The following is a 19,018-nucleotide window of genomic DNA, read 5'->3' on the forward strand; positions in this document are numbered from 1 at the left end:
CTTTCCCGATCAGAACTTGGTGCCGACTTTCAGGCCGAAATACTGCGGCTTGATCGGGTAGGTGCGCGTGTAATGCGCAGAGCTTGAACCCGCGGCAAAGGTGTTTTCAAAGTCCGCCGGAGAAATCTGGGCGTTGTGCGACAGCGACCCGCGTTCATCAAACGCATTCTGGATGAACAGCTGGAACGTGTAATTGCCTGTCTTGCCACCCACCGAGAAATCGGCCGTGGTAAAGCCCGGGCTGTTGCCGAACACCGCATTGTCGCCCACGCCCAGCAGGCTGGTCGCGTTCGACTGCGTGTTCATCGACCCTTGCACAAAGGCATCGACCGAACCGACCGGGAATTCATACCGCGCGGTGGCCGACATCTTGAACTTCGGCTGCACCGGCAGACGGGTGCCCGTCGGGGCATAATTGCCCTTGGGCGTGCCGTCGCTGCGCAAGTCACCGAAATTGGCGGTCAGGGCGCCGTCGTTGTACGCGCCCGAGGCGGTCAGGGTCAGACCCTTTGCCGGACGCAGTTGCAGATCGCTTTCGATGCCATAGACCCTGGCGCCACCAACATTCTGGATATTGGTGATGCCGGCACCCGCGCCCTGTTCGGCATATTGCAGGTCATTCCACTTTTCGTAGTAGACCGCACCGTTCCAGCGCAGCACGTGGTCAAACCAGCTGGTTTTCCAGCCCAGTTCGAAATTGTTCAGCTTGTCGGGGTTGTAGACCGTACCGATCGGGTTGCCGGGCGGTGTGTGGCTCAGCACGCTGTAATTGTCGCGGTTGTTGCCGCCGGGGCGGAACCCGGTCGAATAGGTTGCATAGACCATGTGGTCGGTATCGACCTGCCAGGTCAGGTTGAGCTTGTGCGTTTCGCCCGAGCCGTGCGAGCGCTTGTTTTCGAAATTGCATGAATCGATCGTCGGCAACGGGAATGTGCACAAGCCGGCCGGCGGATAGTTCGGATATCCGGAAAATCCATACAGATTGTTGGTGTAGATAAATCCGCGCAACCCGGCGGTCAGCGTCAGGTGCGACGTGATGTCATAATTGGCCTGACCGAACGCGGCATAGTCACGGTCGGTAATATAGGCGTTGGTCAGGAACAGGTCGTCGCCAAAAACGTTGATGCCATTGATATATTCGCTGAAATTGGCGCTTGCTGCACCGGGCACCGAATAATTGTTGACGTTGTGGTTGGTCTGCTTCTGGTAAAACAGCCCGGCAGTTACCCGCAGCGCCGACGACGCGGGCGAGTTGAACCGCAGTTCCTGGCTTTGCTTGGTCAGCTTTTGCGACGAACTGAACTGCTGCGTCGGATCGATCTGATGGCCCGCGCTGTCGGTAAAACGCGTATACCCGTCATAGCCGATGCCGCTGTGCGCCGAATAGGCCACCGTGTAATAGCTGTAGTCCGCCGCGGTCTTGATATTCCGGTTCATGTAGCCGCCGGAATAGAGCACATCCCAATCGCCGACTTTGCCTTCGATGGTGAGCGCGGCCTGAATCCACTGATCGGTGTCGTATTCAGGCGTGAAGTCGTGCACCTGCAGATCGCCAACGGCAGGGTCGAACAGGAACGTGCCGTTGCTGTGCATGTGCTGCGCAATCAGCTGCGGCGTCAGTTTCCAGCCGCTGTCTGTTTCGATCGCCAGAGCAACCCGCCCGCCATAGGTCGTCACGTCGTTGTAGTGGTTTTTCACATAGGCGCTGTTGGTTGCGGTGTATGGCGCGGTCTGTTCGACGCCTTCGCCATCGGTATAGTAATTGGGATAGGTGCGCGAACCCGGGGTGTTGTTGATGTAACCCCCTTCGTGGTCGTAGAATCCGACCACCCGCACGGCCACGTTCTTCGCCAGCGGCACGTTGATCATGCCTTCGATCGTGGCCCCGGCATCGCCCTTGCCATACTTGTCGACGGTAACGTCAAAGCTGCCCTCGGTCTTGCCCTGCACCGGCTTGTTGGTGATCATGCGCAGCGTGCCCGACAGCGAACTGGCGCCAAACAGCGTGCCCTGCGGCCCCGACAGCGCCTCGACCCGGCTCATGTCATAGACATGGATATCCAGCAGCGCGCCGATCGTGGTCACCGGAATTTCGTCGAGATAGACGCCGCTGGTCGGCAGCGCGCCAAACGCCAGGCCATCACCGCCCGACGTGATGCCGCGGAAGAACAGCTGACCCTGGCCCGGACCGAACGACTGGAACGACACGCTGGGCAATTGCTTGGCATAGTCGTCGAACGAGGCGACCTGATGCTGTTCGAGCGTGGCCGCACCCAGCGCCTGCATGCTGATCGGCACATGCTGGATGCTTTCCGACCGCTTTTGGGCGGTCACAACGATTTCGCCTGCCGGGGCAGAGGCCGCCGCATCGGCCGCAGCCGGGGCCGTACCAGCCGATTGCGCCGCAGCCGAAGCCGCCGCAAACGGAACCAGCGCGGCACCAGCCAGCAATAGCGCAGCCCGACGCGCGCCCCTGTTATAAGCCCTCATGAAGCGAAACTCCTGTTTATGTCTTCCCCGGCCCGGGGCGGATCATGTCCGTCCACCTTGGCCAATCGCCCTACCATTGCGCAATTTCGCACAATCACACAACATCCTTGCTATCGCGACCGATTTGTCAATATGACTATACATAAAGGGTGGCGATCCATGCATTTTCGCGCGCCATGGAGCTTTTGAGGTGACACCATTACCCGCATCGCTTGATCGACCGCTCGATGCCCGCACGCTGGCCGAGGTGGCGCTGGGTGCGCGGCTGGTGCTGGGCGAGGCCGCGCGCAATCGCATTGCCGCAGCACGCGACCTGGTGCGCGCCATCGTCGCGCAGGGCGTGGCCGCCTATGGCATCAACACCGGGGTGGGCGCGCTGGTCGATCGCGCGGTCGAACCCGCGCTGCAACGTCGCCTTTCGCGGCAATTGATCATGAGCCATGCCTGCGGCGTGGGCGCCCCCCTGCCCGAACCCGAAGTGCGCGCGATCATGGCCGCACAGGCCAACAACCATGCCCACGGTTGTTCGGGGGTGCGCGTGGCGGTGGTCGAGGCATTGCTGGCCTTGCTCGATCACCGCATCGTGCCCGAAGTGCCGCAGGGTGGATCGGTCGGCTATCTGACGCACATGGCACACATTTCGCTGGTGCTGATCGGCGAAGGCCATGCGCGGATCGGGGATGAACGCCTGACCGGGGCCGAGGCGCTGGCGCGCGCGGGCCTTGCCCCGCTGGTGCTTGAGGCCAAGGAAGGACTGAGCCTGATCAACGGCGCGCCCTGTGCCACCGGACTTGGCGCGGTCGCGCTGGCGCGCGCGTGGCGCGCGGTTGATGCTGCTGATGCGGTTGCGGCGCTGAGCTTTGAGGCACTGGGCGGCAATCCGGTCGCGTTTGACCCGGTGCTGATGGCCTTGCGCCGGTCCGACGGAATTGCCGCAACCACGACCGCGCTCAATGCGTGGCTGGCCGGCAGCGGGCATCTGACCGGCGCCGCACGGTTGCAGGACCCGATATCGCTGCGCGCGGTGCCCCACGTGCATGGCGCGGTGCGCGATGCGCTGACCCATGTGGGTGCAATGATCGATGCCGAACTGGCCTCGGTTACCGACAATCCGGTGGTGCTGGGCACCCCCGATGCTCCGCGCGCAGGATCACAGGCGCATGCGGTTGCCGCGGGCCTGGCGCTGGCGCTGGATTCGCTCGGGATTGCGGTGGCGCATCTGGGGACGATTTCCGAACGGCGGCTCGATCGGCTGGTCAACCCGCTGGTCAGCGGCCTGCCGCCGTTCCTGGCCGACGCCGCAGGCGTGTCGAGCGGCTTCATGATCGCGCAATACAGCGCCGCGGCGTTGGTCGCGGAAAACCGCCGACTGGCTGCGCCTGCCAGCCTGGATGGCGGTATCACGTCGGGTCTGCAGGAGGATTACCTGTCGCACCAGACCCCGGCCGCGCTCAAGGCGCTGACGCTGGTCGCCAATGTCGAGGCAATCCTGGGCATCGAACTGGCCGCCGCGGCGCAGGCGCACGATACCGCCGTGCCACCCGCAGCGCGCGCGCCCGCCACCGCACGGCTGCATGCGCATGTGCGTCGCACAATTGCGCCTTATACCGACGACCGGCCGATGCATGCGGTGATGGCGGCCGGCGCCGCGCTGGTGCGTGCGGGATTGCCCACGCCTCAGTGAGACAGGAACGCCCGGAACACGGGCGAGGCATCGGCGCCGAACATCAGCGCGGGCGGGCCCATCGATTCTATCACGCCGTCGCGCACATGCACCACGCGGGTCGACACATCGCGCGCAAACGCCATTTCGTGCGTGACGATCAGCATCGTGCGGCCTTCGTCGGCCAGCGCGCGCATCAGATCGAGCACTTCGCGCACGCGTTCGGGATCGAGCGCAGACGTCGGCTCGTCAAACAGCATCAGATCGGGATCGGTTGCCAGCGCGCGCGCGATCGCCACCCGCTGCTGCTGCCCGCCCGACAACTGGCGCGGCCAGTGCGCGGCAAAGCCGGCCATGCCGACCTTTTCAAGCAGCGCCTGCGCGCGATCCGCCGCCTCTGCCCGGGGCACGCCATGCACATGCACCGGCGCCGCGACGATATTGTCGAGCACGGTCATGTGCGTCCACAGATTGAAATTCTGGAACACCATCGCGGTTTTCGCGCGCAAATCGTTCAGCGCGCGCGGATCGGCGATCCGCGCGCGCCCCTGCGTGTCGTGCACCAGCGGCGCCGCGGCCCCGGCAATTTCGATCGTGCCCGCATCGGGCAGTTCGAGCAGATTGAGACAGCGCAGGAACGTGCTCTTGCCCGATCCGCTGCCGCCCAGGATCGCGATGACATCGCCGCGATGTGCATCCAGATCGATGCCGCGCAGCACCGCGCGCGCGCCAAAGCTTTTGGTGATGCCGCGCACGCGCAAAACGGTTTCGGTCATTGCGCCAGACCCCTTTCGATACGCCGCAGCAGCGCGGTCAATCCGGCAGTCAGCGCCAGATAGACCGCTGCCGCCAGGCAAAACACCTCGATCGTGCGATAGGAATGCGCGATCACCAGTTGCGCCACCCCGGTCACATCGACCACGGTGATAGTGCTGGCCAAGGATGTCGACTTGATCAGCATGACCAGTTCGTTGCCATAAGCCGGCAGCGCCAGCCGCAGCATCTGTGGCATGATCACCCGCCGCACGCGTGTGCCGCGCCCCATGCCGCAGGCCTTGGCCGCCTCGATCTGTCCCGTTGGCACCGCGGCCAGTGCCGCGCGCAACACTTCGGCGATATAGGCCGAACAACAGCACGTCAGCGCCAGCCAGGCGCAGAACAGCGGATCGCGAAACAGCGGCCATAGCACCCCATGGCGGATCGGTCCCAGCGCGGCCACACCGTAGTAGACCATGAACATCTGCAACAGCAGCGGCGTTCCGCGAAACACGAAGATCCACACGTGCGCCAGCGGACGCCCGATCCGCGTCTGTTGCGCCGCGACCAGCACGGCTGCCAGCATGCTTGCCCCGATCGCGCTGGACAGCGACAGCACCAGCGTGATCGGCAGCGCGCGCACGATGGCAAGCGCGGTGGCCGCAAGAAACGCCAGTTCTTCGCTCATCGCCCCCCCGCCCAGCGTTGTCCACGGCGTTCGGCCAGCCGGAACAGCGCCGTGCTGGCGCTGGTCATGACCAGATAGAGCACCATCGCGGTGGCAAAGAACAGGAACGGCCGCCGTGTCGATCCGGCCGCGACCAGGCTGACCCGCATCAGTTCGGCCAGCCCCGCAATCGACACCAGCGCCGAATCCTTCAGGTTGAATTGCCAGATATTGCCCAGCGGCGGCAGCACATGGTGCAGCACCTGTGGCGCAATCACCCGGCGAAACCGCGCAAACGGACCCATGCCCGCGGCCATCGCCGCCTCGATCTGTCCGCGCGGCACGGCCAGCATCCCGCCGCGAAACACTTCGGCCTGGTATGCCGCCGAGACCAGCCCGATGGCCAGGCACCCGGTCAGCAAGGCCGGCGGCGATCCCGGCGGCGGCAGTCCGAACAATGCCGCACCTGCGGCCAGCATGCCCGGCGCGCCAAAATACAGCAGCAGCACCACCAGCAATTCGGGCACCCCGCGCAAGATGACGCCATAGGCCGCCGCCGCCCGCGCCAGCCAGACCGCACGCGACGCCTGCGCCGCGGTCAGCAGGGCCCCCAGCAGCGTGCCGATCGCCATCGCGCCCAGCGCCACCGCCAAAGTCAGCCCCGCACCCGAGACCAGCGCCCAGCCCCAGCCATCGGGGCCAAAGCCCAGCAGCGTTGCGATCGGCAGATCATCGCTCATCGCCGCACCGCACCGGGCGCGGCGTCGATGCGAAACCATTTCAGCCCCAGCCGGCGCACCGTGCCATCGGCCAGGGTATCGCCGATGACGCGGTCGAATTGCGCGCGCAAGCCCGGGTCGCCGGGGCGAAAGGCCAGCGCTTCGCCCCGCCCCATCGATCCGCCGATCATGCGCGGCCCCGCCATGACCAGCGCGGCGCCGTCGCGCGTGGCGAGCAGCGGGCGGATATAGGATTCATCTTCAAGCGTGGCGTCGATGCGCCCGTTCAACAGATCGAGATCGCGTTCGCCCATCGTGCGGTAATATCGGATCGAAACCCCCGGCCCCGCACGATCGGCAAACGTCTGGGTCAGGAACGTGTCAAAGGCGCCCGACAATTCCACCCCGATGACTTTGCCCGCCAGGCCCTTGCGCAAACGGTCGGTCATCGCAGCAAAGGCCGGGCCCTTGCCGTCAAGGTCCATCGTCACCCCGTCATCGCCCAACCGGGCCAGCGGACTGCCGCGCAACGTGGCGATGACGCCGGTGGTCAACGCATATGGCCGACCAAATGCGAGCACGCCTGCACGTTCGGGGGTGATCTGCACGGCATCGGCGATCAGGTCGATCTTGCCCGTCTGCAAGGCACCGATCATGCCATCCCAGTCCATCGCCACCATGCGGCAGCGCCGGTGCAGCCGGGCGCACAGATCGCGCAGATATTCGGGCTCGAACCCGCCCAGGCTGCCATCGGCGCGGGTGAAATTCCACGGCGGATAGGCGCCTTCGGTGCCGATCACCAGTTCGCGCACGTCCCCGCGCAGCGCATCGCCGTGGCACCCGGCCAGCACCAGGGCCAGCGCCACAGCGCCCGCGCGGATCACCGTACCACCAGCGCGGGTCCCGACAGGCGCACCGGCCCGGTCGGAAACACCGTGTCATGCGCTGTCACCGTCAGACCATCCACCGTGATCGCCTCGCACGCGAATATCGCCAGCGCATCGACCATATCCCGGCCATGGAACCGTTCCAGCCGCACGCGCGGCGCACCGTCGGGCACCATCAGGTTAAACGCCAGCGCCGGCCCGCCAAGGGGCGTGGCATCGACCGCATCACCGCCCGAAAACACCACAGGATCGCAACCTGCGTCCAACACCAGCCCATGGGGACCAAACACCACTTGCCCCGCAACCAGCGCAAAGTGCCGCGTGACGCCGGGAAACCGCGAAAACGGGCCCGCCTGCGCAATCGTTGCAAGGCTCAGGCGCAAATCGGCACGGTCGGCAATCACCCGCGTAACTCCGCCGCCGTTGGCCCACGGCACGGCAACCAGCGCTGCCGCTGGCACGACCGCGCCCACCGTTGCCATGTTTCGCGTCTGCGTCACCGCGCGCGCCGCTCCATCAATGCCGACCACACGCAGAAATCTGCCATGCGTCCCGCAATATGTATAGACATTTTTGGGCGCCTTCAAAAAAGGGTGGATGATTGACTTGGCACCCGCTTGTGCAAATGTTCGCCAGAAATTTGCGGTTTTGCATAAGGGGGTGGCGATGGCTTTGCTGGCAGCGATATTGGCCCTGGCGATACCGCCCGCGGTCGAAGCGAACCCCCCGCAGCACTTCATGCAATCGGGCGGCGAAACCGAGGGGCCCAGCGAACCCGCATACATCCTGCTCCGCATGAACGAGACAGCGCGGATCTTGCACGAACACGGCCAGACGGCATCGCGGATCGCACTGTACGACATGGCGTGGCCGGCAACGCCTGCGGAATATGAAGCAGTCGGCCATAACGGCATTATCCAGATCAGTGTTGCGGTGGCAGATGGCTCCGAACTGCCCCTGCGCAATGTGCGGGTCCACACTGCCACGGGCGACATCGTGCTCAAACCGATCGCGATCAAGGATCAGCCCGTGGCCAAAGACTCGCTGCTGGCACAGACTGTCGGCCCGTTCAGGCAGGATTGTTATTATCTGTTGCCCGCCGGCCTTGCGCTGCAGCGCGGCTCGATCCTGATCGACTATGCCCGCAATCGCAGCGATTTCGCGCTGGCACAGTTGCCGCTGCAACCGCTGCCGTTCCACACGGACGCCCGTCCTGTCCGGCCCCCAAACCCGGACGCAGTGGCGGCATTCCTGCATCGTGAATATCCCGATTCGCCGCCTTTGCTGCCAGCTGCGCCAACTGCCGACGCCGTCACACCCCGGTCAGGCCAAGGCTGAACGATTGCGCCGCACAACGCGCACACCGAACGTGATCAGCCTGGCCACTCCATTCCAGTCCGCAGAAGAAAACGCGATGTAGTGGCCAGTATCTGATTGACCACAACGTGGCTTCACACCGGTCAATCAGAATTCGAGAGCCAGCCGCGCGATCTCGTCGACCGAGCCGCAGCCGCCTGTAAATCCGCAATCTGCTGAAGATTTCTCGCATCAAAACGTCAAAATGATCTGACTCAGGCCTACAAAAAAGGCCCGGCCGCCCTCATTTTCGAAACGAAAATCAGGACGACCGGCAGTTGGTTGATCCCGACTGACGCCCGGATCAACCCGCAGAAGCCCCCACATCCACGACCGCGTCGTGCATGTGGGGGAACAGAGACATGAACGTCGCGCGATCGATCCGGTTCAACGCGACGTCCACACGGCCACCGATCTAGAACCGAAGGCGGACACCCGCCGTGGGATCGATTTCATTGGTAAACAGATAGCCGCTTGAAAACCCGTTGGTTACATTGCTGGCCATGAAGCCGGTGTAGATGTCGAAATGCTTGTTGAAGCTGTAGATTGCCGCGGCCGAGAATGCCTGCAGGTCTCCGCTGCAGCCGCTGCTGACTGCGGTCGTGCATCCGGCATTGGCGCCGGTGGCATAGCTGTTCTGGTGAACGTTGTAGTAGGCAAGCCAGATCGACAACTTGGGCGTGACCGCCACCTGGGCACCCGCCCAGAATACATCGAGCTTTTTCGGGTTGGTATAGGCGGTCTGGTTCAGCAACGCATAGGGGATCGTATATCCGCCAATGTCGTTGTATGCGGTACCAGGAGCGCCCGCCAAAGGGCTGTTCGGGTTCTTGTATTCGACGTTTTCATAGGCGCCAAGCAGCTTGACCGACGCGATCTTGTAAGACCCCATGATCGCATACGTCTCGTTATCAGAGATGGTCCCCGCCAGGGTTTTGCTCAGGGTGCAGCCCGGGCACGTGGCGCCGAGCGCGGTGACTTGTGCCGCGCTCAGCGACGAGGCCGAAACCGCGCCCTTCGACGATTGGTAAAACAGATCGATCGTTGCATTGGCAGCGCTGGCGCCGGCCTGAAACGATACGGCCGAATGCGCTTCACCGCCGAGCTGTGCGATCTTGTAAAGCGCCGCAGCACGGAAATGCTTGATCTGGAACATATACTTGATCGATTGATCAAATCGACGGTCTTCCGTATCGCCGCCGCCTGCATAAGTGCCGGACATGCCAATCACCGAGAATGCCTGCGAGGCAGCCATCGGATCGTAGGCCCCGATGCCGTCTGCAACCAGACTAGTCTGACGGCCAAACGTGATCGTGCCATAATGCTTCGAGCTGATGCCGGCATAGGCGGCGCCCCCGAAGAACTGGCCGGCAATACTCGAATCGGCCGACATCGTTTGCGAGGCGAGCCCGACGCCGTTGTTGATTGTCAGTGATTTCAGCGCGTCGCTGATCGTGCCTGCCTGCGGATTGAAGAACGTTTCAAGTTTGAATACGCCCGAGAATTCGTCGTTGATGGCCTCTTTGCCGGCAAGCGTGATCTTTGACTGACCAAGGCCACTGGGAATGATCGCCGTGATCGAGCCATTGTTCTGTTTGGCAACCAGCGGGTTGGTCCCGGCGGGATGGTAGTCGCTTTCGGGTGCGCCATGGTTATCATACTGCACGCCGATATCGACATTGCCCGACAGGGTGATACCATGGAACGTCAGGCTGTCGTCAGCGACCGGCGCAGCGCTTTGCGCGAACGCACTGGCTGCGAAACCAAGGCACAAAGCGGTACCCACCAGTGCAGCCGCGCGGCGGGTGTGGCGATTCAAATATTTCACAGTGATTCCCTCATGGAACGTGGATTGGACGGCGCTGGTTATGACCGCTCCATGACCGATATATTTCAAAATGCCGTGTAATCGCGTCGCGTTATTGTGAATTAAATTTCACTTTCGAAAATTCACCAATATTCATGTCAAGTGAAATCGATTTCATATTAATGATCAATTTAAAAGCCATTTCACTTGATGATAAAGCCTGATTTTTCGCATCAGAATGGGGAAAGGATTTGTTCCCATGACCCATCGTTCCATTGCAGCCGCCGCGTTTGGCATCATTGCGTTGTTTGGCGTGACCACCGCGCACGCGCAGGAGGAATTCTATGAAGACCATCCCGACCACGGGCTGCGGTTCGCCGACATGGAATTCGACATGCCCACCGACCCATTGCTGCCGTCCTGGGTCAGTTTTAGCCACGTGATCCACACGCCCGCGCAATTTCTGGCGGGTGCAACCGCGAAATTGCGGGCTGCAGTGCCGGTTGGCACCGATGCCGCAGCCGCGGCAGGCATTCTTGCGAAAGCCGGTGCGCACTGTGGCCAACCCACCGGCAATGCGATGGCCTGTCATTATCGGGATGTCGAAACGCCCTGGGGCGGCGAATATTTCGACGCGATCAACTGGACGATTACCCTGCCCCTGGCCAACGGCCATGTTGCCGATCTGGCTGTCGCGCGCGATTGGACGCGGCGTTGAGCTTGCTTGGCACCGGGCCCCGCGCGGTTTAGGGGAACGCAATGACCCACGTGCTGGTGGTGGAGGATGATGCGGCCACCGCCGAAATCATCCTCGCCAGGCTATCCGAACAGGGCTACTCCACCCGCCATGCCGCGACGGGGCGCGAAGGGCTGGCCTGCGCGCAGGCTGAACGTTTCGATGTGATCACGCTCGATCGACTGTTGCCGGACATGGACGGGCTTGTCTTGCTTGGCCGATTGCGCGCCGAACAAGTGACCGCGCCGGTGCTGGTGGTCAGTTCGATGGGCGACGTCGACCAGCGTATTGCCGGCCTGCGGGCCGGCGGCGACGATTATATGGTCAAGCCGTTTTCGCCCGACGAGCTGGCCATGCGCGTCGAGGTTTTGCTGCGACGCGGGCATGATTATCCCGCCGATGCCATGCTGCGCATCGGCGAGCTGGAACTCGACCTGATCAAACGACAGGCCTGGTGGGCGGGGGAACAGGTGCCGCTGCTGCACAAGGAGTTTCGCCTGCTGGAATTTCTGGCGCGCCACCCCGGTCAGACGATCAGCCGCCAGATGATCTTCGAACAGGTCTGGGGCTATTTTTTCGAACCCGCCGACAACCTGATCAATGTTCATATCGGCAAAATTCGCCGCAAACTGGACCGGCCTGGACGGTCTTCACCGATCCAGACAATCAAGGGCGAAGGATACCGCCTGGACATCGCGGGATGATGGCAGTGCGGGGCTTCCGCAGCCTGACCAAACGGTTTCCCGATGTGCGCCATACGATCGTCTTTCGCCTGACTGTCGGCTTCAGCGTTGTCTTCACCGTGGCCGCCGTCGCGATGATCGGGGTCACCTCGGCGCTGACAGAGCGGGCATTGACGTCGCGCACCGATCAGGTGCTGGCGCATGAAATGCACCGGTTGACCGCGTTGCCAGCAGCAAAACTGCCGGCCGAAATCGATGCCCTGATTGCCAATAGCGCAAGTGGCCTCAATTTCTATGCACTGCTCGGACCCGACGGTCGGATCAGGGCGGGAAATTTCGCGCTGCCGGCTGTTCCGCGTGCAAGCGGCGCGTTCGAGGTGGCTGCGGGTCCCGCCTTGCCGGTGCCGGTGCGCGCGCAGGTTGAACAATTGCCCGATGGCGAACGCATCGAAGTGGCGCGCGACATCACCCAGATCATCGATTTGCGGCATCGGATATTTGCCATCACGATCTCCAGCGGGATCGCGATAATGGTGTGCGCACTGTTGGCCGGTGCCTTGCTCAGTCGCGGACCGCTGCGCCGTGTCGGACAAGTGCGCGATGTGGCGCGCCGAATTGCGGCGGGCGAACTGGGCTTGCGCATGCCGGTCACCCCGCGTGGCGACGAACTCGATCTGATCGCCGGAATGGTCAATGCGATGCTGGAAGAGATCGAACGTTTGCTGGAACAGGTCAAAGGTGCAACCGACGCAATCGCACACGACTTGCGCGCGCCGCTGGCACACTTGCGCCAACGATTGCAGGCGCTGGCGCCGCGACGCGGACCCGATCAGGATGGTCCGATGGCATCGGTGGTGGCCGATGCGATTGCCGATGTCGATCAGGTCCTGCGGCGGTTCAACGCGCTGCTGCGCATTTCGGAACTCGAAGCATCGGGCCGCAGATCGGGGTTTGCACCGGTTGATCCGATGGCGCTGCTTGCCGACATTGCCGAACTTTACGAGCCGCTGGCGGAAGAACAGGGCATCAATGTTTCGCTGCATGGCGCCTATGGTCAGATCATCGTCGGCGATGAGACGCTGCTGCTCGAAGTGATCAGCAATCTCGTCGAAAACGCCTTGAAATTCGTCGGACCGGGCGGGCATGTCGTGCTTTCGGTGACAACGGCAAACGATCGGGTGGTCATCGAAGTGCGCGACGACGGGCCGGGCATCCCCGAGACCGAACGCGCGCTGGTGCTGGGTCGGTTCAGGCGCGGATCGACCGCAAGTCGCGCTGCCGGATCCGGGCTGGGCCTCAGTCTGGTCGCAGCCATCGTCCAACTGCACGGATTTGCCATGACGCTGGGCGACGCAGCCCCGGGTCTGATCATCAGCATAACGTGCCCGCGACAGGACCCGGCCAATAAATTGCATTTCATTTGATAGGTTGTGCGCGCGGTTCAATAGCCTTGATCAACCAGTGGCTTTGGCCAAGTTGAATCGGATCGCCCGTAAACATGCTGCATTTGATCAGGATCGCGCTGAGCCGACCCTATACATTCGTGGCCATGGCAATTCTGATCGTGCTTGGCGGAACAATTGCCTGGTTACGCGCGCCCACTGACATTTTTCCGGATATCCGCATGCCGGTTATCGCCGTGGTGTGGACGTATAATGGTCTGCCGCCGAGCGACATGTCCGGACGCGTGGTCTATTTCTATGAGCGACAGCTGGCCAACTCGGTCAACGATATCGACCATGTCGAAAGCCAGTCGCTGACGGGGGTGGGTGTCGTAAAGATATTCTTCCGCCCCGGGGTCGATATCCGCACCGCCACCGCCCAGGTTACCTCGATTTCACAAACGGTGCTCAAGCAGATGCCGCCCGGCATCACCCCGCCGCAGATCCTGAACTACAACGCTTCGACCGTTCCGATCCTGCAACTGGCGCTATCGTCGGACAGCCTGACCGAACAAAAGATTTTCGATATCGGCCAGAACAGCATTCGCCCGGCGCTTGCAACGGTCGAAGGCGCCGCCATTCCCACGCCTTATGGTGGCCGGGTGCGCCAGATCCAGGTCGATCTCGATCCGGTCGCACTGTTCGCCCATCGACTAAGCCCCGCCGATGTCGGCGCGGCTTTGGCAGCGCAGAACCAGATCGTGCCTGCGGGTTCGGCACGGATCGGGACTTATGAATATGCCGTGCGGCTGAACAACAGTCCCGACGCCATCGCCGATCTGAACAATCTGCCCATCCGAACCCAGGACGGCGCGACGATCACCATGCGCGATGTCGCCAATGTGCACGATGGATCGCCCCCGCAAACCAACGTGGTACGGGTCGACGGGCGACGGGCGGTGTTGATGACGGTACTCAAGGCGGGCAGCGCATCAACGATCGCGATTGTCGATGCGGTCAAGGCGCTGCTGCCGACATTGCGCCCGATCCTGCCGCAGGACCTGCATGTTGCGGCGCTGGCCGACCAGTCGCTGTTTGTGAAGGCCGCTGTGTCGGGCGTGATCCGTGAAGGCGTGATTGCGGCTGCGCTGACCAGCATAATGATCCTGCTGTTTCTCGGGTCGTGGCGATCGACCGTGATCATCGCGATATCGATCCCGTTGGCGGTGCTCGCCGCGGTGGCCGGACTTGCCGTTACGGGCGAGACCATGAACATCATGACCCTGGGCGGGTTGTCGCTGGCAGTCGGCATTCTGGTCGACGATGCGACGGTAACCATCGAAAACATCAACTGGCACCTTGAACAGGGCAAGCAGGTCGAGGCGGCCATCCTCGACGGTGCAGCGCAGATCGTTCAACCGGCCCTGGTCAGCCTGCTGTGCATCTGCATTGCCTTCGTGCCGATGTTCTTTTTGCCTGGCGTGGCGGGTTTCCTGTTTGCGCCCATGGCCAAGGCGGTGGTGTTTGCGATGATCGCCTCGTTCGTGCTGTCGCGCACCCTGGTGCCGACGATGGGCAATTATCTGCTGCGCCAGCACGCGGCCGCACATACGTCGAATCAGATGGCGGCGCACGATGCCGCAGTAGGCCACCCGCAGACCCACAATCCGCTGCGAAAGTTCCAGCACCGCTTCGAAGCGCGGTTCGAAGCACTTCGTCGCTGGTACATGCAGGCGCTTGCGCTCGCGCTGGCACGCCCGCGTCATGTGGTGTGGGGCGCCGCTGCGGTTGTGGTGCTATCGCTTGCGCTGGTGCCGTTTCTGGGCCGCAATTTCTTTCCGGCGGTCGATTCCGGACAGATCAGCCTGCATGTTCGGGCGCCGGTGGGGACCCGTATCGAGGAAACGGCCGGGTTGTTCGATCATGTCGAGGCACAGATCCGCGCAAGCCTGCCCCCCGGGGAAATTGCCTCGGTGGTCGACAATATCGGCATGCCGGTTTCGGGCATCAACCTGGCCTATTCCAACACCGGCGGCATCGGACCACAGGATGGCGACATTCTGGTGACCTTGCGCGAAGGCCACGGCCCTTCAGCCGACAGGGTCAAGCGTCTGCGCGAGAGTTTGCCGCGCGCGTTCCCGGGCACCTCATTCTCGTTTCTTCCCGCCGATATCGTCAGCCAGATCCTTAACTTTGGCGCGCCTGCACCCATCGACATCATGATCACCGGGCCCGACCTGCCGGCCAATGAAGCCTGGTCAAATCATCTGCTTGTGCGGCTACGCGGCATCCCCGGCCTGGCTGATGCCCATTTGCAGCAGGCGAGCAATTACCCCGGCATGGCGGTCAATATCGACCGGAGCCAGGCAGATCGGCTGGGCATAACCGAAGGCGATGTCACCCGATCGTTGTCGGTCAACCTGGCAGGCAGCCTGCAGACCGCGCCCGCGTTCTGGTTAAACCCGAAAAACGGCGTGTCCTATCCGATCGTGGTGCAGACCCCGCAATATCGCGCGGACAGTTTGTCCGCGCTGGCCAATGTCCCGGTGGGCAGCAACGTGGCGGGCGCGGTACAAACGCTGGGCGCACTCGGCACGATCGATCGGGAACGGACGAGCGCCGTCATCTCGCACTACGCGGTGCAGCCAGCACTGGATATCTATGCCACGATACAAGGCCGCGATCTGGGTGCGGTGGCCGGTGATATCCAGCGTGTTCTCGATCATGAAACCGCCAGTTTGCCCGGTGGTGCGCATGTCCAGCTGCGCGGCCAGGTGCTGACCATGAACACCGCGTTTTCGGGCCTTGGCTGGGGGTTGGCGGGCGCAATTGTGCTGATTTATCTGCTGATCGTCGTAAATTTCCAAAGCTGGTCCGATCCTGCGGCGATTGTCTCGGCGCTGCCGGCTGCGATCGCCGGGATCGCCTGGATGCTGTTTGCGACCGGGACCACGCTCTCGGTTCCGGCGCTGACCGGTGCGATCATGTGCATGGGGGTGGCAACCGCCAATTCGGTGCTCGTGGTCAGCTTTGCGCGCGAACAACTGGCGGCAGGCGGCAACGCGCTGCAAGCGGCGCTGGCCGCGGGCGCGACACGGTTTCGTCCGGTGCTGATGACCGCGCTCGCCATGATCATCGGCATGGCACCGATGGCGCTTGGCCTGGGCGAAGGCGGCGAACAGAACGCCCCGCTGGGACGCGCTGTCATCGGTGGGCTGGTCTTTGCAACAATCGCCACGCTGGTGTTCGTACCGGTCGTCTTCAGCCTTATCCATCGCCACGCGCGGGACGGAGCCTCGCTGCATGTCTGATATTTCGCCCCTGCAAAATCCTCCACCCCGCGGTTTGCGCGCCGCCGGCATCGCGATCGGCGCGGCGGCGCTGGTCATCGTGCTGGTGGGCTCGGTCCTGCGCATGCATGATGGCTACGGCGCGCAGCAATGGTCCACCGCGCAAGCCACCCCGACGGTGCGGCTGATATCCCCGAGATCGACCGCAGCGAACGCAACGCTTGTCCAGCCCGGCACCATCGAAGCGTGGACCGAGGCGAAGATCTTTGCGCGTGTGCCTGGATATATCCATGCCTGGTATACCGATATCGGCGACCGGGTGGTCACCGGCGCAACGCTCGGCCGGATTGATACGCCCGAGCTCGACCAGCAGATCATCCAGGCCCGCGCAGCACTCGTCCGGGCCCGCGCCGAGGCCATGCTGGCGCGCACCACCTCGGCGCGCTGGCAGGACCTGCTGCGATCCACCGCAGTATCGCGCCAGGAAGCCGACGAGAAGGCCGCTGATTCGGCAACACGCGCGGCGGGCGTCGATGAAGCCCGGGCAAGCCTGGGGCGCCTGCTTGCACTCAAAGCCTATAGCACCGTGTCCGCGCCATTTGCCGGCGTGATCACGTTGCGCAACGCCGATATCGGCGACCTCGTCGGGCCGGGTGCGACCACGCAGCAACCGATGTTCGCGCTGGCAGATGACCGCAGCTTGCGCGTCTACGTCGATGTGCCGCAACGCTATGCCCCGCAAATGACAAAAGGACTGGTGGCGGATCTTTCGGTTCCCGCGTGGCCCGGGCGGGTGTTCGCAGCACGGGTGATCGGCCAATCGGGCGGGGTCGACACCAAAACCGGCGCCTTGCGTGTCGAATTGTTGGCAGACAATGCCGACAGGCGGTTGAAGCCGGGCGGTTTTGCGCAAGTCAGCTTCCGCCTGCCGGTGCCCGCTGGGGAAGTGACCATCCCGGCGAGCGCGCTGATCCTGCGTGGCGGCACGCGTGTTGCAACGGTCGACCGCGCGGGGCGGGTTCGCATGCTCGCGGTCACCATCGGCCGCGATATGGGGTCAATGGTGGAAATCACCGCCGGGCTGTCGGCTGCGACGCGGATCATCGACAGTCCGCCGGATTCGCTGCAGGATGGTGACACGGTGCGGGTGGCCGCGCATGGCTAAGCTTTGCCCGCGCGCGGGCCTGCTGCCGGTGCTGGCGCTGCTGGCCGGTTGCAGCCAGGCACCGGCATATGCGCCGCCAGCGGTCAGCATTCCCGCCACCTTTCGCGAAGCGGACGGCCAGCGCTGGATCCCCGCGACACCCGGCCACCCCGATCGCGACACGCGCTGGTGGCAAGGGTTTGGCGATGCGACACTCGATGATCTCGAAACCCGAATGCTGGCGGACAATCTGTCGCTTGCGCAGTCGGTCGCCCGCCATGACGCCGCACTGGCGGAATATGGAATTGTCCATGCCGACACCCAGCCGCAGATCGGGGTGAATATCGACCTGTCGGCCAATCGTCAGTCGAATGACCGCCCGCTGCGCGGGTCCAACCAGCCCGATCTCTACGGCGCGGAAACCGCGGGCGGGCTGGCAAGCTATCAGCTCGATCTGTGGGGACGGTTGACCGATCGGGCGCGGGCAGCACGCGCACAGGCCGACGCCAGCGCCGATGATCTTGCCTACGCGCGTCTTGCGTTGTCGGCGCAACTGGCCTCGTCGTACATCAACTTGCGCGGGCTTGATGCGCAGGTTGCAATTCTGGCCAGTGCAGTCAAAGCCTATGGCGATGCGGCAAGGATCGTTCGGCTGCGGTTCGTCAAGGGCATTGCCAGCGGGATCGATATCGGGCGCATCGACGCGCAATTTGCCGACACGCAGGCACAGTTGGCGCGCGTGCGGGGGGACCGGGCGGTGGCAGAACATGCCATCGCCACGTTGGTGGGGGTTCCCGCCAGCGGCTTCGACATTCCGATCGAGGTGCCGTTGATGCGGCCGCTCGCGGTCCCGGCGGTGGTGCCCGCAGACGTACTACAGGCGCGCGCGGACATTGCGGCTGCCGAACGCCGGGTCTATGCGGCAAACCGCGCAATCGGCGTTGCCCGGGCGGCCTGGTTTCCTGCGATCGCGATCGGGGCAGCCGGGGGCACGGAAGCAACCGCCCTGGCGGGGCTTGCCGCAACGCCCAATCTGTTCTGGTCGATCGGGCCGCAATTGGTTTTGCCCTTGTTTGACGGCGGGCGGCGTCGGGCGCGCCAACGCCAGGCCGAAGCCGAATGGCGCGAGGCCTCTGCGCACTATCGCGCCACCGTATTGACCGCGTTTCAACAAGTCGAAGACGGGTTGGCGCGGTCATCGCGCCTGTCCGACCAAGTGGCCGCAGAAGATCGCGCTGCGCGTTCGGCCGACAGCGCAGCACGCCTGGCCTATGAACGCTATGTCAAGGGCGTGGCGAACATTCTGGATGTTGTAACGGCACAGGCGACCGAACTCGATGTACGCCGCCGCGCCGAACAGGCGCGGGTCGAACAACTGCAAACCGGCGCATCGCTGCAACTGGCGTGCGGCGGGTGCGGCGTGCCGCGCGGCAAATAA

15 protein-coding genes are annotated in these 19,018 nt (G+C 63.4%); 8 read left to right on the plus strand and 7 right to left on the minus strand.

Annotation, left to right across the window (positions count from 1 at the left end; all coding sequences use genetic code 11):
• Positions 1-9: 9 nt before the first annotated feature.
• Entirely contained in the window at positions 10-2,490 is a 2,481-nt protein-coding gene (locus tag G404_RS0102115) for a TonB-dependent receptor (protein WP_028639620.1), read from the minus strand.
• 190 nt (positions 2,491-2,680) lie between these two features.
• Between G404_RS0102115 and G404_RS0102120 the strand changes: the two genes are divergently transcribed.
• A complete protein-coding gene (locus G404_RS0102120) occupies positions 2,681-4,174 on the plus strand; it encodes an HAL/PAL/TAL family ammonia-lyase (RefSeq protein ID WP_028639621.1) in 1,494 nt (497 codons plus the stop codon).
• Here G404_RS0102120 and G404_RS0102125 read toward each other — a convergent pair.
• Genes G404_RS0102125 through G404_RS0102145 form a run of 5 tightly spaced genes read right to left on the minus strand, consistent with a single transcriptional unit; the run spans position 4,168 to position 7,682 of the window.
• Positions 4,168-4,929: an ATP-binding cassette domain-containing protein gene (locus tag G404_RS0102125; protein WP_028639622.1), complete on the minus strand. Its 762-nt coding sequence runs from the start codon at positions 4,927-4,929 to the stop codon at positions 4,168-4,170. The two genes, G404_RS0102120 and G404_RS0102125, sit on opposite strands and share 7 nt — an antisense overlap.
• Complete coding sequence (locus tag G404_RS17770; protein ID WP_245584347.1) at positions 4,926-5,597, minus strand: ABC transporter permease; 672 nt, start codon at positions 5,595-5,597, stop codon at positions 4,926-4,928. Before G404_RS17770 ends, G404_RS0102125 begins: the two co-directional genes overlap by 4 nt.
• Positions 5,594-6,316, minus strand: a complete 723-nt coding sequence (locus G404_RS0102135) for an ABC transporter permease (protein WP_028639623.1) — start codon at positions 6,314-6,316, stop codon at positions 5,594-5,596. Before G404_RS0102135 ends, G404_RS17770 begins: the two co-directional genes overlap by 4 nt.
• Entirely contained in the window at positions 6,313-7,179 is an 867-nt protein-coding gene (locus G404_RS0102140; RefSeq protein WP_028639624.1) for a transporter substrate-binding domain-containing protein, read from the minus strand. Before G404_RS0102140 ends, G404_RS0102135 begins: the two co-directional genes overlap by 4 nt.
• Complete coding sequence (locus tag G404_RS0102145; protein WP_245584348.1) at positions 7,176-7,682, minus strand: HutD/Ves family protein; 507 nt, start codon at positions 7,680-7,682, stop codon at positions 7,176-7,178. Before G404_RS0102145 ends, G404_RS0102140 begins: the two co-directional genes overlap by 4 nt.
• Before the next feature lie 166 nt (positions 7,683-7,848).
• Here G404_RS0102145 and G404_RS0102150 point away from each other — a divergent pair, with 166 nt between their 5' ends.
• A complete protein-coding gene (locus G404_RS0102150; protein ID WP_028639626.1) occupies positions 7,849-8,520 on the plus strand; it encodes a hypothetical protein in 672 nt (223 codons plus the stop codon).
• Between the two features lie 433 nt (positions 8,521-8,953).
• Here the strand turns inward: G404_RS0102150 and G404_RS0102155 are convergent, their stop codons facing one another.
• The gene (locus G404_RS0102155; protein ID WP_156906159.1) at positions 8,954-10,435 is read right to left on the minus strand and encodes a porin; all 1,482 of its coding nucleotides are present in this window, start codon (positions 10,433-10,435) and stop codon (positions 8,954-8,956) included.
• A 169-nt stretch (positions 10,436-10,604) separates the two neighbouring features.
• Between G404_RS0102155 and G404_RS0102160 the strand changes: the two genes are divergently transcribed.
• From G404_RS0102160 to G404_RS17780, 6 genes are all read left to right on the plus strand, one after another.
• A complete protein-coding gene (locus G404_RS0102160) occupies positions 10,605-11,063 on the plus strand; it encodes a hypothetical protein (protein WP_028639628.1) in 459 nt (152 codons plus the stop codon).
• Positions 11,064-11,104: 41 nt separating this feature from the next.
• Positions 11,105-11,785: a response regulator transcription factor gene (locus G404_RS0102165; RefSeq protein WP_028639629.1), complete on the plus strand. Its 681-nt coding sequence runs from the start codon at positions 11,105-11,107 to the stop codon at positions 11,783-11,785.
• Positions 11,782-13,188, plus strand: coding sequence for a sensor histidine kinase (locus tag G404_RS17775; protein ID WP_051280043.1), 1,407 nt, complete (start codon positions 11,782-11,784; stop codon positions 13,186-13,188). The genes G404_RS0102165 and G404_RS17775 overlap by 4 nt, the downstream gene beginning before the upstream one ends.
• Positions 13,189-13,262: 74 nt before the next feature.
• Positions 13,263-16,457 (plus strand): efflux RND transporter permease subunit, encoded by a 3,195-nt coding sequence (locus G404_RS0102175; protein WP_028639630.1) that lies wholly within the window; start codon positions 13,263-13,265, stop codon positions 16,455-16,457.
• Positions 16,450-17,601 carry an efflux RND transporter periplasmic adaptor subunit gene (locus G404_RS0102180; RefSeq protein WP_028639631.1) on the plus strand — a complete coding sequence of 384 codons (1,152 nt, stop codon included), beginning with the start codon at positions 16,450-16,452 and terminating at the stop codon, positions 17,599-17,601. Before G404_RS0102175 ends, G404_RS0102180 begins: the two co-directional genes overlap by 8 nt.
• Entirely contained in the window at positions 17,594-19,018 is a 1,425-nt protein-coding gene (locus G404_RS17780) for an efflux transporter outer membrane subunit (RefSeq protein ID WP_169719673.1), read from the plus strand. Before G404_RS0102180 ends, G404_RS17780 begins: the two co-directional genes overlap by 8 nt.

It is taken from the genome of Novosphingobium acidiphilum DSM 19966 (assembly GCF_000429005.1).
Lineage (GTDB): Bacteria > Pseudomonadota > Alphaproteobacteria > Sphingomonadales > Sphingomonadaceae > Novosphingobium > Novosphingobium acidiphilum.

Bases quoted from the DNA above. Each gene is read 5' to 3' on its own strand.
- G404_RS17780 (WP_169719673.1), top strand. From the start codon at position 17,594: ATGGCTAAGCTTTGCCCGCGCGCGGGCCTGCTGCCGGTGCTGGCGCTG.
- G404_RS0102150 (WP_028639626.1), top strand. From the start codon at position 7,849: ATGGCTTTGCTGGCAGCGATATTGGCCCTGGCGATACCGCCCGCGGTC.
- G404_RS0102180 (WP_028639631.1), top strand. From the start codon at position 16,450: ATGTCTGATATTTCGCCCCTGCAAAATCCTCCACCCCGCGGTTTGCGC.
- G404_RS17775 (WP_051280043.1), top strand. From the start codon at position 11,782: ATGATGGCAGTGCGGGGCTTCCGCAGCCTGACCAAACGGTTTCCCGAT.
- G404_RS17770 (WP_245584347.1), bottom strand. From the start codon at position 5,597: ATGAGCGAAGAACTGGCGTTTCTTGCGGCCACCGCGCTTGCCATCGTG.
- G404_RS0102160 (WP_028639628.1), top strand. From the start codon at position 10,605: ATGACCCATCGTTCCATTGCAGCCGCCGCGTTTGGCATCATTGCGTTG.
- G404_RS0102175 (WP_028639630.1), top strand. From the start codon at position 13,263: ATGCTGCATTTGATCAGGATCGCGCTGAGCCGACCCTATACATTCGTG.
- G404_RS0102165 (WP_028639629.1), top strand. From the start codon at position 11,105: ATGACCCACGTGCTGGTGGTGGAGGATGATGCGGCCACCGCCGAAATC.
- G404_RS0102135 (WP_028639623.1), bottom strand. From the start codon at position 6,316: ATGAGCGATGATCTGCCGATCGCAACGCTGCTGGGCTTTGGCCCCGAT.
- G404_RS0102115 (WP_028639620.1), bottom strand. From the start codon at position 2,490: ATGAGGGCTTATAACAGGGGCGCGCGTCGGGCTGCGCTATTGCTGGCT.
- G404_RS0102125 (WP_028639622.1), bottom strand. From the start codon at position 4,929: ATGACCGAAACCGTTTTGCGCGTGCGCGGCATCACCAAAAGCTTTGGC.